Below are 16,649 nucleotides of genomic sequence, written 5' to 3' on the forward strand. Positions count from 1 at the left end.
TTGCTGAGTCTAGCGCCTGGGCACGGAACGCGAAACGTGAAATGTAAGTAGGGGAGTTCAAACGAGGGCGGCGAGACCCTTTGGGTCCAGGCGGCGCGTGTGCCTTGAAATTGGCGGACGGGCTGGTATTGTAGCCCCAGCATCTTAGAACGTAACAACTTATGAAGCGCATCTGGATGGCAACGATTGGAGTGGCAGCCCTTGCGATCATGCCGGCAGCTTTCGCCAGGGGGCATGGCGGCTGCCACGGTGGCAGTTGGGGCGGTTGTTGGTATAGGGGCGGATTCGGCTTTGGTTACTCCGGTTGTGGCTGGGGCGTTTCTCTTGGCTTAGGCTGGCCGGGTTACTACGGCGGATGCGGTTATTACAGCTATGCCCCGGTCTATGCCAGGCCACTCTACGTTGCTCCGGTGTATGTTGCCCCCGTTTCCACCACGGCCGCTTATGCCAGGCCGGTTTATACGACGCCGGTTTACAGGACGGTAGCCTACCCCGTGAACCCGGACCGCCCCGCAGTGGCTGCGGTATCCACGGCTCCGGAGGTGTCGGCCTCGGCGACGCGCGGCTATGTCCCCGTCCGTGCTGCGACTTATACGGCTGACTCAGGTGGGCCGGCACAAGCACCGTCTCCGGCCACCCGCACCCCAACCCAAACCGCAAAGACCTGGACGCCGGCGTCCGCCCGAACGGCGGGTCCGACCTACCACTGGACGACTCCGCCGGGCACTGACCCTCGTTAGACGCCCTCAACCACGGCCGCTTTCTTCTACGCCAACGCCCGACAGGGTGCGAAGGGATAGATTGCCCTTTCCCTGTGGGGCAACAAGGGAGTTGCGGACAGCGGATTTTAGGCTTTGAGCGACGAGCGTTGAGCAGCATATTCCGGACATGGACAAGGACCAGGTAGCGGAAGTGTTGGTCAATATTGGGACGCTGTTGGAGCTGAAGGGCGAGAATCCGTTCAAGACCCGAGCGTATCAGAACGCTGCGCGCACGATTGAAGCTCTGACCGAGCCACTGGATAAGGTCGTCGCCGAGGCTCGGCTGGGCGAATTGAAGGGCATCGGCGAAGCGCTGCAGCAGAAGATCACCGAACTCGTCACGACCGGCCGGCTGAAGTATTACGAGGATCTCAAAGCCGCAACTCCGCCCGGGCTGGTGGCGATGCTCGATATCCCGGGGCTTGGCCCCAAGAAGATCAAGGCGCTGCACGATGAGCTGGGGATCGAATCAGTCGAGCAGCTCGAACAGGCGTGCAAGGCGGATCGTGTCGCCGGGATCAAGGGATTTGGCGAGAAGACGCAGACGAACATCCTTGAGGGAATCCATCGTCGCCGGTCCTACGCCTCGCGCCACCTCATCAGCGAGGCGTTGTCTTGCGCGGAGCCGATCCTGGAAGCGTTGCGGTCGCACCCGGATGTTATCCGGTGCAGCACGGCGGGCAGCCTGCGGCGGCATAGGGAAGTCATCGGCGACATTGATTTGCTGGCCTCGTCGAAGAGGCCGGCGCAGGTCATTGCGTTCTTCACCAGCCAGCCCGGCGTTGAGAAGGTGCTGGCGAAGGGTGAAACCAAAGCCAGCGCGCTCCTCAAGGGAGGCATCCAGTCCGACCTGCGGGTCGTGAGCGACGCGGAGTATTCCTCCGCGCTGATGTATTTCACCGGCAGCAAGGAGCACAACATCGTCATGCGGCAGCGGGCGATTGACCGCGGCCTGCGGCTGAATGAATACGGGCTGTTTCGTTCGACGGAGGAGACCCGCGACCCGAAGCGGCTCGTGAAATGCCGCACCGAGGAGGAGATCTTTGAGCAGCTCGGCCTGCATTACGTCCCGCCGGAACTGCGCGAGGACATGGGGGAAATCGCGGCGGCGGAGCGGGGGTCATTCCCGCGCCTGATCGAGTGGACCGACTTGAAGGGGTCGCTGCACAATCACTCGACCTGGAGCGACGGGCATCAGCGGCCGGTGGAGATCGCCGCGGCGATGCGCGAGCTGGGACTGGCGTACTGGGGCATCACCGATCATTCGAAGTCATCCTTCCAGGCCAACGGCCTCGACACGGGGCGCGTCCGGCAGCAGCTCAAGGAAATCGCCGCCATCAACGCCCAGTTGGCTCAGGAGGGAAGTGATTTCCGCCTGCTTGCCGGCGCGGAAGTGGACATCCTGAAGGATGGCGCGCTTGACTTCCCGGATGACCTGTTGGCCGAGCTGGATGTGGTGATTGCCAGCGTTCATCAAAGCTTCAACCAGACTGAGGCGCAAATCACCCGGCGGCTGATTGGCGCGGCGCGGAATCCCTACGTCCATATCCTGGGACACTTGACGGGGCGGCTGTTGCTCGAACGTGAGGCTTACGCGGTTGATCAGCGGGCGGTCATTGACGCCTGCGCGGAAACAGGCACCTGGATCGAACTCAACAGCCACCCGATGCGTCTGGACCTGGATTGGCGGCTGTGGCCCTACGCCAAGTCCAAGGGCGTGAGGTGCGCGATCAACTGCGATGGTCACCGGCTGGAACACGCGGGCTTCCTGCGCCTGGGCGCTGGCATCGCCCGCAAAGGCTGGCTCACCAGAGATGATGTGGTAAACACATTGCCGCTGAAATCCCTGCGGCAGGAGTTGGGCCGGAAACGGACAAAAGCGCGTTGAGCCTCACACACATCTGATCCCAACCGCACCGCGCCGGGGTCGCTTGACAGCCGGCGCAATCACTTCCACGCTTGCGGCCGAAACGACTCTTCGCATGCGGAACAACTTACTTCGTCTGACGCGAGCACGGGCCGGCCTCGTCGTGGTGGACGTTCAGGATCGGCTCTTGCCGGCTATTTTTGAGAAAGAGCGGGTGGCACAAAACACCGTGCGCCTGGTTCAAGGAGCGGCCGTCCTCCAGGTTCCCATCTTCGTGACCGAGCAGTATCGCAAGGGGCTGGGGCCGACAGTGCCGGAAATCGCCGCGGCCATCCCTGGCTTTGCGCCGATGGAGAAGGTCGCCTTCAGCGCGTGCGGCGCAGCCGGCTTCGTTCCCGCCCTTAAGCAGAAGAATGTGTCAGACGCCATCCTGTGCGGCATCGAAGCCCACGTGTGCGTCACGCAGACCTGCCTCGACCTCCTGGAACAAGGCTTCAGGGTATTCGTCGTGGCGGACGCCGTTTCCTCGCGGACCCCGGAGAACTGCCGGTTCGGCTTGGGCCGCATGCGCTCCGCGGGGGCGGCCATTGTGTCCACGGAGATGGCCCTCTTCGAACTGCTTCAGCAGGCGGGCACCGCCGAATTCAGGCAGATCCTGCCGCTGGTGAAGTGAGTCTGCTCAATCGAGGCGCTTGACCCGGATGTTCTTGTAGCGGACGACGCTCTTGGGGTCGTGGCCCTGCAGGGCAAAGGTGCCCTCGGAAATCTTCTGTTCGAAGTTCTTGCCGGGCTGGGTGCCGGGCGGCTCATTGTATTGGAAGACTCTCTTCCCGTCCACCAGCAACGTGACACTGTTGCCCTGGACGAGGATTTCCTGCGTCCACCACTTGCCGTCCTGGGCCGGTGAGTTCGCGATATTGAGCAACCCGTAAAGGCTGCAGGTCTTGATCCAGTCGCTGTGGGTGTTATTGACCTGGGTTTCGAAACCGCCCTTGGGCCAGCCCTCCGGTTGGTAGCGCGTGTGGAAGTAAATGCCGCCGTTGGAATTCGGCTCGGTCATCACGTCCACCTTCAAATGGAAATTCTTGAATGGCTTCCCGTCCCCCATGTAGAACAGGTGACAGCGATTGCCGCGGGCCACGAAGGCGCCGTCCTGGATCGTCCAGGTGTCCTTGTTTTCCTCCGCCATTTTCCAGCCATTGAAGGTCTTGCCGTCACACAAAGGAGTAAAGCCGGGCTCGACGTCACCCGCGCACAGCCGGGCGGTTACGGCCAGGAGGGTAGCAAATGCCAGAGCAGAAAGCAGTATCGGTTTCATGAGCGCGGACACTAAACCGGCGCCATCGGTGCGCAAGTAAAAAGGGAGCCCAAAGCGAGGGGGCCAAAGTGCGTTCCTTCGCGGGGAATACTGCGAGATTGTGCGGCGTTTCTGCGAGGGGGGGGCAAAATGGGTCAAAATGGGGCGTTTTGGGCCAAATTGAATCTGGTTTGGTATAGGTTTGGTGGGTTTTGGCGGGGAGTTCATGGGGCCCTGTAGATGTGGGTGCCGTCCCAGCGGGAGGCGTTGTCGGGGGAGGGGTTGTCGGCTTTCCAGCCGGCCTGGGTGAACCAGAGGTTATTCGTGCTCCAGCTGGCTTGGTAATACGGTGGCGGCACGGTGGTGCTACGGTGTGGTTCCCATGGGGAGCGCTCCCCATGGGAACCACACCGTAGCCCAACCGCACTATCAAGCCATCGTCCAGCCACCCGCAAGCCAAGGCCAGTGTTCGGCCACCGTAACGGCGCCGCCGCCCGTCCGGCGGAGATGCTGGAGCCAAGAAAGGGAGTAAAAGACGACGAATCGCTATTGGTGCTCCCCGGAAATCCGCAAGAAGCCAAAGAGCTCATTGACATAGGGGCAGGCAGAAATTCTAATGGGAGCGAAGCGGAAGAGTCTGTCTTGTAATACTGACTGAGATAGCCACGAGGTGGCTGCCGCCTCCTATGGGCGACCGGGTGATCAGTCTGCCATTTCACAACCGAAGAGTAGTCCTGGCAATGAAGGATCCGATCAGACGAAGCTCTCGAAAGGGCCGAGAACTGATAAGGCGGACTGTATCTTCGAACTGCCCCCATGGTCGGCCCGTGAGCATGTGGTTTTCCCTGCCCTGCGTCCTCCAGGCCTCGGGCGCCAGTTTCCATAACCTGCGTCCGGCTTCGAGTCATTCTCCTGTCGTGTTAGCTTCCGCAGTTCTCGGCGAGGAGGCCCCCCTCTTGCGACCCAGGATCAACTTTGATGTATCCCGGTAAGGCTATGAAACCAATCCTATCCCCTGATGCGAACTACCAGATGCGGCGGGCGCGTATCCCGTGTGTGGTCGTGGCCGTGGTTGCGCTGTGGGCGGGCGGCTCGCGGCTTACACTCGCGCAAAGTGCCAACGACGGGTTCGCTCCCGTGCCAGACGGTCCTCTCCATGCCCTGGCGGTGCAGCCGGACGGCGGGATCATCATGGGCGGCGAATTCACGGTCGTGGGCGGCGAGAGCCGCACCAACATCGCCCGCTTGAACGCCGACGGCAGCCTGGATGAGACCTTCAATCCCGGCGCGAACGGTGTTGTGTCGTGCCTGGTCGTGCAGCCGGATGGGAAGTTCCTGGTGGGCGGTGTGTTCACCAAGCTGGGCGGGCAGACCCGCAACCGAATCGGCCGGCTGAGCGCCGACGGCACACCCGACGCTGCCTTCAATCCGGATGTAAAAGGCGCGGCGGTGTACGACCTGGCGTTACAGCCAGACGGCAAGATCGTGGTAGCCGGCCTGTTCACCGCGCTGGGGGGACAGCCGCGCACCAACCTCGCGCGTTTGGACGCCTGCGGCAGCCTCGATATCACCTTCAATCCAGGAGCGAACGGCGCGGTGCAAACCCTGGCCCTGGAGCCGGGCGGGCGGATACTCGCGGGCGGCTTTTTCACCACGCTGGGCGGCCAGCCCCGGAACCGAATCGCCCGCTTGAACGCCGACGGGAGTCTGGATGTGGCTTTCAACCCGGATGCGGGCGGGGGCGCGCTGCCGGTGATCTACAGTCTGTTGCCGCAACCGGATCACAAGATACTTGTGGGCGGAAGCTACACCAACCTGGCGAACCAACCCCGCAGAAACCTGGCCCGGTTGAACGCGGACGGCACCCTGGACACCACGTTCAGCCCGGCCACGGACGGACCGGTGTATTCTCTGACCAGGCAGGCCGACGGGAGGATTGTTGTGGGCGGGTTCTTCAACGCAGCTGGCGGGCAGGCACGCACCAATCTCGCCCGGCTCAACCTCGGCGGCGGGGTGGACCACGCGTTTCGGCCCGACCCAGCCGGCCCGGTCATGTGTCTGGTAACGCAACCCGATGGCAAGATCCTGGCAGGCGGACTCTTCTCGACGCTCGCCGGAAAGCCGCGCAATTTCATCGGCCGTCTGCATCCCGACGCTAGCTTGGATGCCACGCTGAACGCCGGCGAGGAGGCCGTCATCGAATGCGTGGCCTTGCAGGCCGATGGCAAGATCGTGGCCGGGGGACACTTCACCCGGCTGGGCGGCCAGTCGCGCACAAACCTCGGACGTTTGAATGCGGACGGCAGTCTGGACAGCGCTTTCCGCCCGGAAGCGGACGGCCCGGTCTATAGCCTGGCCATCCAAGCCGACGGACGAATCCTGGTGGGCGGCGAGTTCGCGAGCCTGGACGGAAAGCCGCGCAATCAGCTCGGCCGGTTAAACCCGGACGGCGGTGTGGACGACACGTTCACCCCGGAAGCGAACGGTCCGGTTCGTTGCTTCGCAATCCAGACCAACGGCCAGATCGTGGTGGGTGGTCAATTTACAGCTCTTGCCGGTCAGGCTTGCGAGCGCATTGGGCGGCTGGACGCCAGCGGCAGCTTCGACACCGGCTTCAGCGCCACGGCCGATGACACCGTGTACAGCCTGGCGCTGCAAGCGGATGGCGGGATCGTTGTCGGGGGCAACTTCAACCGGCTGGCCGGCCAGGAGCGCGCGCACCTGGGACGGCTGGACCCCAACGGCGGTCTCGACGCGTCGTTCGACCCGGGGGCGGACGACGTCGTGGAATGCGTGCGTGTCCAGGCCGACGGCAAGATCCTGGTGGGGGGCGGCTTCACCAACCTTGGGGGAGAGGCCCGCGCCCGGATTGGCCGATTGGAGGCCAACGGCGACATCGAAGCCGCGTTTGACCCGGGGGCGGACAACAGCATCAAGGATCTGGCGGTCCAGCCGGACGGGAAGATCATCGTCGCGGGCTGGTTCACGACCTTGGGCGGAGAGCCCCAGGAACACATCGGCCGGCTTGACGCCAGCGGTGTGCTGGACACCAACTTCAATCCGTCAGCAAACGCGCCCGTTAACGCAGTGGCCGTGCAGGCGGACGGGAAGTCGGTCGTCGTTGGCCGGTTCACCGCGTTGAACGGGCAGCCGCGCAACCACATCGGCCGCCTTCATCCCGACGGACGTCTCGACGATACCTATGATCCCACTGCCGGCGAGGTGCGCAGCCTGGCTGTGCAGGCGGACGGGAAGATCCTGGCGGGAGGCAACTTTGCGATGCTCCTCGGGCAGGCGCGCAGCCACGTTGCCCGAATCTACCCCGACGGCGCCCTGGATGCTTCGTTCAACCCGCAGGCCAGCGGCCTGGTCGAGTGCCTGGCAGTGCAAACCGACGGGAAGATTCTGGTGGGCGGGGCGTTTACCAACCTCGGCGGAGTCTCCTGCGATCGCCTGGGGCGGCTGAGCCCGGAGGGCACCCTGGACGTGTCATTCAACCCGAGCGCGGACGGGGTGGTGTCCTGCCTGGCAGTGCAAGGCGACGGGCGGATTCTGGCGGGGGGCGATTTCACGCAGATGGACGGGACTCCATGCCTGCGTCTGGCGCGGCTCGACACGAGCGGCAACCCCGAGGCAGGCTTCAATCCCGGCGCCGACGGTTCGGTCCGCGCGTTGGCCGTGCAAGCCGATGGAGGGATCGTGGTGGGCGGCGCCTTTACCAACCTCGCCGGCCAATCCTGCAATCGGATCGGACGTCTGACGCCGGGTGGGACGCTGGAGGTCTCTTTCGGCCCGGGCGCGGATGACACGGTGCACGCGGTCGCCGTGCAGGCGGATGGCAAGGTCCTGGCGGGCGGCGCCTTCACCCGCCTGGCCGGAGATCTCTGCCAACATATTGGCCGCCTGAACCCGAATGGCACTTTGGACACCGAGTTTGCTTCGGGCGCGAACGGCCCGGTATCCAGTCTGACGGTGCAGGCGGATGGCCGAGTCGTGGTCGGGGGCGAGTTCACGCTGCTGGGCGGTCAACCCTGCACCAATGTTGGCCGCCTGAATCCGGACGGAAGCCTCGACCCGACCTTTCGACCGGGCGCGGATCAGGCGGTGCTGGCGCTCGCATTGCAGGGGGATGGGAAAGTCCTCGCGGGCGGCCGGTTCGCAACGTTGGGCGGCCAACCGCGGGACCGGATCGGCCGGTTGACCAGCGGCAGCGCGGCCCTCCAGTCACTGACTGTGGATGCCGACGGGACAACCGCGAGCTGGCAGCGAAGCGGCGCGGGGCCTGAACTCGAACAGGTCACATTCGAGCAATCCAGCGACGGTGTCAGTTACAGCCCGCTTGGCAACGGTGCCCGGGTTCCCGGCGGCTGGCAGATTGCCGGGCTGCGGCTGCCATTCGGGCAGGCCTTCTATGTTCGCGCCTCGGGCCGCGCGGTTGGAGGAATGGGCAGCGGCTCCAGCGGTCTCATCGGCCTGATGGGGCAATTCTACGCTGTCCCCGGCGCCCCCGTCTTGTTCATTGATGCTCTTCCCGGCCAGGGTTTGCTCCTGCACAGCCAGGGCCCGCCGGGACTCGGCTACCGGCTCCAGACCTCGACCGACCTGCTGATCTGGTCGGACCGGACGAACCTGACGGCTGGGACCAATGGCCTGCTGGAGTTCCTGGACACCTCCGCCGCCGGCCCCCCCGCACGCTCTTACCGTCTGCTTTGGCCCTGAACCAGACTGAGGAATCGAGAACCAGCAATCCCTACCGGCATTATGAAAACAAAAACCAACGCTTTCAGGGCCGCCCTGGTGACGGCTATGACGCTGTGGGTCGCTCTAGGCGCCCGAGCCGTGACCAACGAGGCTGTGGCCTGGCTCGGCACCCCGGGCAATGACCTGATCTTCAACCTCTTTCCCACCAACGCCATGGCCGTGATCAACACCAGCACCAATCCGCTGGAAATGGTGGCAACGACCGCCACCGGTGTTGCCGGCCTGGACGGGCAGGACTCGATTCTCAGCACCGCCGCGCTGAAGGCCGAGACCTTCACCGAGATCAATGTTCCGCTCGTCATGTCCAGCACTATCGGCACGGGGCTCAGCCTCGGCATCGCCGGCGGCGCGGGCCAGGATATCATCACCAACTTTTCCAGCCTCATCTCCACCTCGCGCGTGGATACCACGATCGGAGAATTCATACTGCAGCTCGATGTCCTTTTCACCGGCGCGCCCACGACGGCAGAGGGCCAGGCCGTGGGGATTGATGGCGGCCGCAATCCAGACATCATCCTCAATACCGGCAGCATTCAGGTCAACGCCGACTCCCTCTCCCAAATCAACAAGGGCTCGATCAGCCTGTTGGATGTGCCGCTCGATCTGACCGGCTGGAGTGACGCCAAATCCACGGCAGACGCTCGCGCCACCGGAATTGCCGCCGGCCTATATGATTCGTCCATTTCTGCGACCCCGGAGACCATCACTAACTATGGCAGCATCGGCGTCGGGGCCATGGCCGATGCGGGCACATTCTCCATGCGCGTCGAAATGGTCGGGGCGGCTCACGTGGACGACGCCACCATCGCCCGCGCCATGGCCACCGGCATCGTTGGCAGCGCCTCCAGTGACGTCATCAGCCATTTCGGCACCATGAATGTGGATGCCAGCGCGGAAACAGACATCTACGCGGTTGAACTCAAAATGAAAGGGCTCTTGATCGAAGGGTTTCTGAGTTTTATCGGCCAGGACGTCGGCAAAATAAACACCCTCTCGCAAGCCCACGCCACAGGCATGGACAGCGGGGGCGGCAACGACGCCCTCTTGAACGCCCAAACGAACGGGACTTTTTATGTTCACAGCCTCGCTAACGCTGACTCATGGAACGCCACCGTGGCCATCAGTCCGCCCGTCTCCATGGGCATCGCAGCCAACGCCCCCCCCGGAGGTGCCGGGCTCGTTGGCACGATGCCAGCTTTGACCGGCATTACCGGGAGTGCAACGGCCACCAACACCCGGCCCGCCTTCGCCCGGGCTGACACCAAAGCCTGGGCCACCGCCATGGGGATGTCCGGCGGTGAAGGCGATGATGCCATTGACAATCTCGGTCCGCAAAAGACCTTCGCGGAAGCCTACGCTGATTCTATCGGCATTGGTGTGGAGATTTCACTGTCGAAAACCAACTGGATCCCCATCCCGAGTGCGGCTTTCGCCGACGCCTCCACGGCGGCGGAGGCCGAGGCTGTCGGACTGGACGGAGGCGGTGGAAACGATATCCTGCGCAGTTCCGGGAGCCTCGAGGCCAGCGCGCATGGTGAAAGCGACTCCGTCGGCGTCGCCTTCGCGTTCAAAGGCTCCACCAAGGGCCTGAACGCGGGTGTGACTATCACCGATACATCATCGGATGCCCTGGCCAAAGCCACCGGGATTTCAGCCGGCGCGGGACACGACCGCATCACCAACACCGCTCCGATCCTCGCCTCGAGCACGGCCGAGAGCAGCTCCGTGGGCATCAGTGTCGAGGTTGCCGTGGACAAGGAGGGCGTCGCGGCCGGCGTCGCCTACGCGGATGCCGGGTCCGTCGCCAGCGGGACCGCGATTGGCATCGACGGCGGAACCGGCGACGACCTCATCCACAACACCGCGAGCGTGAGCGCTATCGGCGGGTCCACCAATCAAGCTGTCTCAGTGGGCGTGGCGTTGAACGGGACGCTGGATGGAGTTTCGGGCAGTGTCACCCTGGCTGATTCCTCCGCTCAGTCCACCAACCTGGCCGTCGGCATTCTGGATTCCGGGTCCGACACCGTCATCAACAGCGGCACCGTCACCGGCGCCGCCAATGCCGATACCTTCTCCGGCTCGTTCGACCTCAGTATCGCCTTCTCCAAGACCGGCCTCGCCGCGGGTGTCGCCCTCGGCGATGCGACCACGACTTCGCGCGCCGACGCCTTTGGCGTTGACCTCTCCGGCCAGGGGACCAGCACCAACGGCGACACCATCCTGAACACCGGGTCCATCGTCTCCAGCGCCGGGGCCGACAATCTGGCGCTCTCGGTCGCGGTCGGCTTTGCGGGTGCCGCCGAAGGCGTCACGGCCGGGGTGTCCGCCACCAAAGCCGACGCCACCGCGCACGCCTACTCGACCGCGATCCGCACCGGCGCGGACGACGACACCATCATCAGCGACGGCACCAACTATCTCAAATCCTCAGCCGTAGCCGATGCTGCCAGCACCAGCATTGCGGTTACTCTCAGCGGCGCCAAGCAAGGCGCCGCCCTCGGGGCGTCGCTGGCGGACACGACTACCGCCGCCACCGCGGGCGCAAAAGCAATTGAGACCGGCAACGGCAACGACACCATTATCAACCGGACAGCCATAACCAATTCGGCCATCGCCAACGCCAGTTCAGTGTCAGTCGCGGCCAGCATTTCCGGCGCGTGGGAAGGCGTGGCCCTCGGCGCGACCCTCACGGATGGCACCACTAAGGCGAACGCAACCGCCGCAGGCATTGATGCGGGCGCAGGCAACGACGCCGTCACCAATACCGCCCCCATCGTCTCGGCCGCCACCGCCACCGGGGATTCCCACAGCATCGCGGTCACGGTCGCGGTTGCCCCCAAAGGCGTCAGCGCCGGTTTCGCTATGGCTACCGCCGAAACCACGTCCACCGCCACCTCCGCCGGCATCACCGGCGGCGCCGGGGACGATTCCATTGCCAACACCTCTCTGGTTTCCTCCCATGCAACCGCCAATACGACGGTCGAGAGCATCGCCATCAACTTCGCTGAACTGGGCGCGGCCATCGTGGACGTCGGCTCGACCGCCGCCGCCGCCGCCTCTGGTATTGATGGCGGTACCGGCATTGACTGGCTCGGAAACCAAGGAGCAGTGGATGTCGCCGCCAATTCCACCATTGACGGCCTTGATGCCGCCGCCAATTTCATCGGCTACGCCTCGGCGGATGCTGGCATGACCAACATCGCCAGCGCAGTCGGCATGAACGCGGGCAATGACGCCGGCGCGCAGACCATCCTCAACGCCACCGGCGGCTCGGTTTCGGTCCTCGCCCACTCCAAGACCGACCTGCGCAATTACGTCTTCCAGGCCGGGGGCGGGTCTTTCATGAACGCCACCGTCGTCGGCAGCGCTGCCGCACTGGGACTGGTCACCGGCGCCGGCGACGACGTGATTCTAAACGGCGGCACCAACCGCGCCACGGCCTGGTCGCAAATTGATGTGGGTGGAGTCAACTTTCAATTTATGGGCGTTCAGGTGGGCACGGCTGGAATGAATTCATGGGCCACGGCGACAGGCATCGAGGCGGGCAACGGTCAGAACTTCGTTACCAACGCGAGCACCGGGCTCGTCTCCAGTTACACGAAGGTGGACACGGCCACGGCCGAACTCAACGCGGGCTTCAGCGTTGGCTTTGGCGTATCAGGGGTGACCGCGGATGCGTTCTCGCGCGGCGTACACACCGGCAGCGACGCCGATAGCATCGCCAATTTCGGCGGCATTGATGCCACGGCAGCGGCGCGGGGGGAGAGTACAGCCGGATCGATGGGCCTGTTTGGCCTGAATATCTCCACTTCGCTTGCGCACTCGATCGTCGAGGGCATCAACGCGGGGGAGGATAACGATTGGATTCTCAACGCAGGCTCGATCAATGCCGGCCAGATTCGTTCCGGTGACAGCGCTTTAGCCAGGGCGGACAGTCAGGCGATCACCATGGACTTCCTTTCCTTCAGCCTGGCGTCCCTGGGGGCCGAGGCCCGGGTCAGCGGCGTTGCCGGGGCCGGGGGTGATGACACCATCCTTAACGCTGGCACGGTCAACGTTGGGAACAGCAGCACCTGGATGGGGTGGGGGGAGGCCTTCGCTTTCGGCGGACAGTTCATCGGCATAACTGATTCCTATGGGGGCAGCTCGTCGAAGGTCACCGCCTCCGGCCTGGACGGGGGGAGCGGAACCAACACACTGGTGAACTTCGGCGGCGGGGAGATCAATGTGGACGCCCGTTCGGGCGCCAAGTCTTCCAGCACCACGTATCTGTTCACGGGATTCCTGCTCCCCTCGCTCGCCGATTCATCGGCCAACGCCACGGTAACCGCCGCCGCCATCCAGGGCGGCGCCGGCACGGACATCGTCGGCAACGCCGGAGCCATCAACGTCCTGGGATATGCCAGCGCGCAGGCCGATTCGGATTCGGAGATCACGCTTGATCTCGACACGCGGGCCCAGGCCAAAAGCCACGCCGCCGCCACCGCCAATGCTGCTGGCATTGACCTGGGGGCAGCGGTTAACTTCGCGCAGAATAGCGGCTCCATCACCTCTTCCGCCGTCGCGCTGGCCAAGACTTACGCGGTCAGTTCTGCCGAGTTCGAATCCACCCTATCAGAAGCCTACGCGCGCCCAGTGGCGACTGCGGCCGGCATTCTCGCCGGCAATGATGGCAATACGCTCATTAACGGTTCCAACGGAACGATTACAGTCAACGCAGCCGTAAAGACCACCGACGCGCTAGGCAATGCTTCTTATGCCAACAGTGATAGTGGACGGGACGCCCTTTCCGTGGCAGGAGGAAAATCCGGCGCCAGCTATGTCCCCATAACAGCCAATGCTACAGGTATCGCCACCGGCAGCGGCGCCGATGCGGTGTCCAACGACGGCAGCATTACAGTCAACGCGCGGTCCGACGGCATTGTCTCCGCCAACACCCACGTTTGGTATCGCTACCCGCGATCCGACTCGCTGGCCTATGTCGCGGCCACCGGCAAGGGCATCGCTGCAGGCGCGGGACAGAACTCCGTTGTCAACAATGGCTCACTTGATGTGACGACCTGGGGCCACGCGGTCCCGAAGTCTTATTCCTGGTCGCGCGATTACCGCGCCACGGCCAATTCGTTTGCTGACGTGGATGCCTATGCGATCGGCATCGAGGCCGACGGTGTCGTAAGCAACACTGCCGCCGGCGAGATGAACATCGTTGCCCGCGCCACCTCCTATTCCGAGGCCGACACTGGTGCCGAGAATACCTATGCGAAGGCCAACCTCTACGCCGACGCGACTGGGTTTACCCCGGCAGCGGGCGCCAGCGCCACGAATTTCTTCTTCAATGAGGGCGCCGTGCACGTGCTGGCCTCCGCTGGGGAAGATGATGCCGGCAATCGGCTGCGCATCGGCTATGCCCACAGCAGCGTCTGGGTCCGCAGTGTGGGGGCCGAAAGCTCCGGCACTTCTGTCGTCCATGCCGTCGGCATGCGTTTCGATGACCGCCCGGGTTGCTTCGTGAATAATGGCGTCCTTTCGGTTGAGGGCCGTGCCCGGGGCGACGTGTATGCCAACGGACATTCCCGCGATTATCACCCCGCCGGCGTCGCGTATATGACCACGGACGCGCTCGCCCAAGGAATCCTGGCCGGCAACGGCGACAATGTGCTTGTGAACAAGGGCCTGATTTCAGTGACCGCTTATGGCGACAGTTTCGCCAACGCCTACGCCGATGAAAACGTGGGCGTCTTCCGGGACGAAGAAGCGCGCGGCACCGCTTACGCCAACGCCCGCGCCGGCGGGATCCTAACGGGCAACGGCAATAACTACATTCTCAATGAAGGCACGATCGCGGTCACCTCCCATGCGACCGCCGGCGTTTGGGTTGATACCGAAGACAACGATGATGAGTATCGTTTCAGCGCCGCCTCGGCCTCGGTCTTCGGAATCCAGACCGGCAGCGGCCACGACACCATCTACAACAGCGGCACCCTCACCTCGACTAATTTCAACGCCACGGGGTGGGTCGCCGGCACCGCCATAGACTCCGGCGCGGGCGATGACACCGTCAGCCTGCTGGCTAACTCCTACACGCGCGGCGGCATCCTGCTTGGGGCCGGAGATGACACGTTGGAACTGTCGGGCGCGCCGACGCTGGAGGGCACCGTGAATGCAGGAGCGGGCACGGATCGGCTGACGTTACATGGAGCGGGCAGCCTGGCCGGTGGCGGGAACGTGGCTGGCTTCGAGCAGGCAATCAAGAGCGGTGCGGGCACGTTTTCCCTGTCCCAGTTGGCAACCGTGCGGTGGATGAAGATCGAGGCGGGCGCGCTGCAACTCAACTCCGGCTACCAGTTTGGCAGTAACAGCCTTTTTGAAACGCAGTTGCAACGGGATGGAAGCGGCGGCTTCTTTCGCACCCCGGCCAACGCGGAACTGGCGGGAGAGTTCAAGGTCCAACGAGGGGCGGGGCCGTTTGCCATCGGCAGCACTCTCTACGATGTGATCGTGGCCACGAACGGATTGACAGGGACGTTTTCCGAAACGAACCTGCCCGCGCCACGGCCCCTGATCACGTTCGGGCTGCACTATCTGCCCGATCGCGCCCGGGTGGAAGCGGAGGCCCGGAGTTTCACTACGGTGGCCCAGAACCGTGTCGAGCGGGCGGTCGGCAATTACCTGGACAGAGTCCTGCCCGGAATCGACGGCGACCTGGCCCAGGTGCTCGACACGTTCCAGCAATTGTCGGAGCCGGAGTTTCCCGCGGCCTTTTCCAGCCTCAGTCCGGACTCGTACGACGACTACAGCCTCGTGACTCATAATCTCGTGCGGCAATATAGCCGCGGCATGCAGCAACGACTGGACACCTTGCGGCTGAACGCCGCCTCCGCCACGGGCGACCCGCGGGATGCCATGGTGCCTGGCCAGAATCCCATGCTGCTGGCCTACGCCGGCGCCACCGGGGAAATCGGCAGCCTCCTCGCCCGGGAACGACAAAGGGAAGCGAACCTGCTGAATAGCATCTGGTTTACTGGTTTTGGCCAGTGGGGCAACCTGGATTCGGACGACGGTTACACCGGCTACAGCTTCAGCCCATGGGGGTTATCCTTGGGTTACGATCGGGCATTGGGCGACGCGCTGACGCTGGGGCTCAGCGCCGCCTACGCGTCAACCCACCTGAACTTGGACGATCGTCGGGGTGGCGGCGACATCAAAAGCTACTCCGGCGCAGCTTACGGAAGCTATTTCAGGAACCACGTCCATGTTGAGGGCGTGCTTTCCTATGGCTACAACGATTACGATTGTCACCGCAATCTCGCCGTCGGCGGCCTTTCCCGCACGGCGCAGAGCACACACTACGGCCACGCCCTCGGCGGCTTTATCTCCGGGGGATACGTCTGGCAGTTCAAACGCTGGGCGCTGGAACCCTTTGCGTCCCTGCAATACAGCTACCTTGACGAAGACAGCTTCGAGGAGTCGGGCGCGGATAGCGTGAGCCTGTGGCTGCGGGACCGACAGACGCAGGCATTGGCATCCGAGTTGGGGGTGCGACTGGCCTGCGTGCTGCGAAGCAGCAATTTCACACTCATCCCGGAGCTGAGCGCGGCCTGGAACTATAAGTTCAACATTGACGATCGAGAAATCATCGCATCCTATGCCGGTTCGCCCCAAGCCGCGTTCAGGCTGCCCGGCCGGGACCTGGATCCGAACGGCCTCAGCACGGGGGCGGCGCTGACGTTGCTGTTGGGGAAAGGCGTCTCGACCTCGGTGCGATACAACGGCGAACTGCGGGATGACTATTCGGTACACATGGTTGGGGGGGAGCTGCGGTTTTCGTTCTAACGCCAAACCCGCTTTGAGTTGATGTCCCATGGATCCCGGGTGGCTGGTCAAGAGCGCCGGCCTTCGCGCACCCCCCAATCGACTTTCAGGCGCACGGCTTTCTCCGTTGCCATCCATCGCCCGCCCATCA

Annotated in this window: 6 protein-coding genes; 5 read left to right on the plus strand and 1 reads right to left on the minus strand. The window is 63.8% G+C overall.

Features of this window, described 5'->3' with window-relative positions:
- Positions 1-161 precede the first annotated feature (161 nt).
- The 3 genes from P5205_18960 (at position 162) to P5205_18970 (ending at position 3,301) form a co-directional block, all read left to right on the plus strand.
- Positions 162-740, plus strand: coding sequence for a hypothetical protein (locus P5205_18960; protein HSA12444.1), 579 nt, complete (start codon positions 162-164; stop codon positions 738-740).
- A gap of 148 nt (positions 741-888) precedes the next feature.
- The gene (gene polX / locus P5205_18965; GenBank protein ID HSA12445.1) at positions 889-2,649 is read left to right on the plus strand and encodes a DNA polymerase/3'-5' exonuclease PolX; all 1,761 of its coding nucleotides are present in this window, start codon (positions 889-891) and stop codon (positions 2,647-2,649) included.
- A gap of 94 nt (positions 2,650-2,743) precedes the next feature.
- The gene (locus P5205_18970) at positions 2,744-3,301 is read left to right on the plus strand and encodes a hydrolase (protein ID HSA12446.1); all 558 of its coding nucleotides are present in this window, start codon (positions 2,744-2,746) and stop codon (positions 3,299-3,301) included.
- Between the two features lie 6 nt (positions 3,302-3,307).
- On the opposite strand, the gene P5205_18975 is transcribed toward P5205_18970, so the two are convergent.
- Positions 3,308-3,946 carry a DUF1080 domain-containing protein gene (locus P5205_18975; protein ID HSA12447.1) on the minus strand — a complete coding sequence of 213 codons (639 nt, stop codon included), beginning with the start codon at positions 3,944-3,946 and terminating at the stop codon, positions 3,308-3,310.
- Positions 3,947-4,921: 975 nt separating this feature from the next.
- Here P5205_18975 and P5205_18980 point away from each other — a divergent pair.
- Both P5205_18980 and P5205_18985 read left to right on the plus strand, forming a co-directional pair.
- Positions 4,922-8,644 carry a delta-60 repeat domain-containing protein gene (locus P5205_18980; GenBank protein HSA12448.1) on the plus strand — a complete coding sequence of 1,241 codons (3,723 nt, stop codon included), beginning with the start codon at positions 4,922-4,924 and terminating at the stop codon, positions 8,642-8,644.
- Between the two features lie 42 nt (positions 8,645-8,686).
- Positions 8,687-16,519, plus strand: coding sequence for an autotransporter outer membrane beta-barrel domain-containing protein (locus tag P5205_18985; GenBank protein ID HSA12449.1), 7,833 nt, complete (start codon positions 8,687-8,689; stop codon positions 16,517-16,519).
- Positions 16,520-16,649 lie beyond the last annotated feature (130 nt).

This window comes from Candidatus Paceibacterota bacterium (genome assembly GCA_035452965.1).
In the GTDB taxonomy this organism is placed as follows: domain Bacteria; phylum Verrucomicrobiota; class Verrucomicrobiia; order Limisphaerales; family UBA8199; genus UBA8199.

What these genes read in the sequence shown, in the direction of transcription:
- P5205_18960 (HSA12444.1), top strand. Translation starts at nt 162, where the DNA reads ATGAAGCGCATCTGGATGGCAACGATTGGAGTGGCAGCCCTTGCGATC.
- polX (HSA12445.1), top strand. Translation starts at nt 889, where the DNA reads ATGGACAAGGACCAGGTAGCGGAAGTGTTGGTCAATATTGGGACGCTG.
- P5205_18970 (HSA12446.1), top strand. Translation starts at nt 2,744, where the DNA reads ATGCGGAACAACTTACTTCGTCTGACGCGAGCACGGGCCGGCCTCGTC.
- P5205_18975 (HSA12447.1), bottom strand. Translation starts at nt 3,946, where the DNA reads ATGAAACCGATACTGCTTTCTGCTCTGGCATTTGCTACCCTCCTGGCC.
- P5205_18980 (HSA12448.1), top strand. Translation starts at nt 4,922, where the DNA reads ATGAAACCAATCCTATCCCCTGATGCGAACTACCAGATGCGGCGGGCG.
- P5205_18985 (HSA12449.1), top strand. Translation starts at nt 8,687, where the DNA reads ATGAAAACAAAAACCAACGCTTTCAGGGCCGCCCTGGTGACGGCTATG.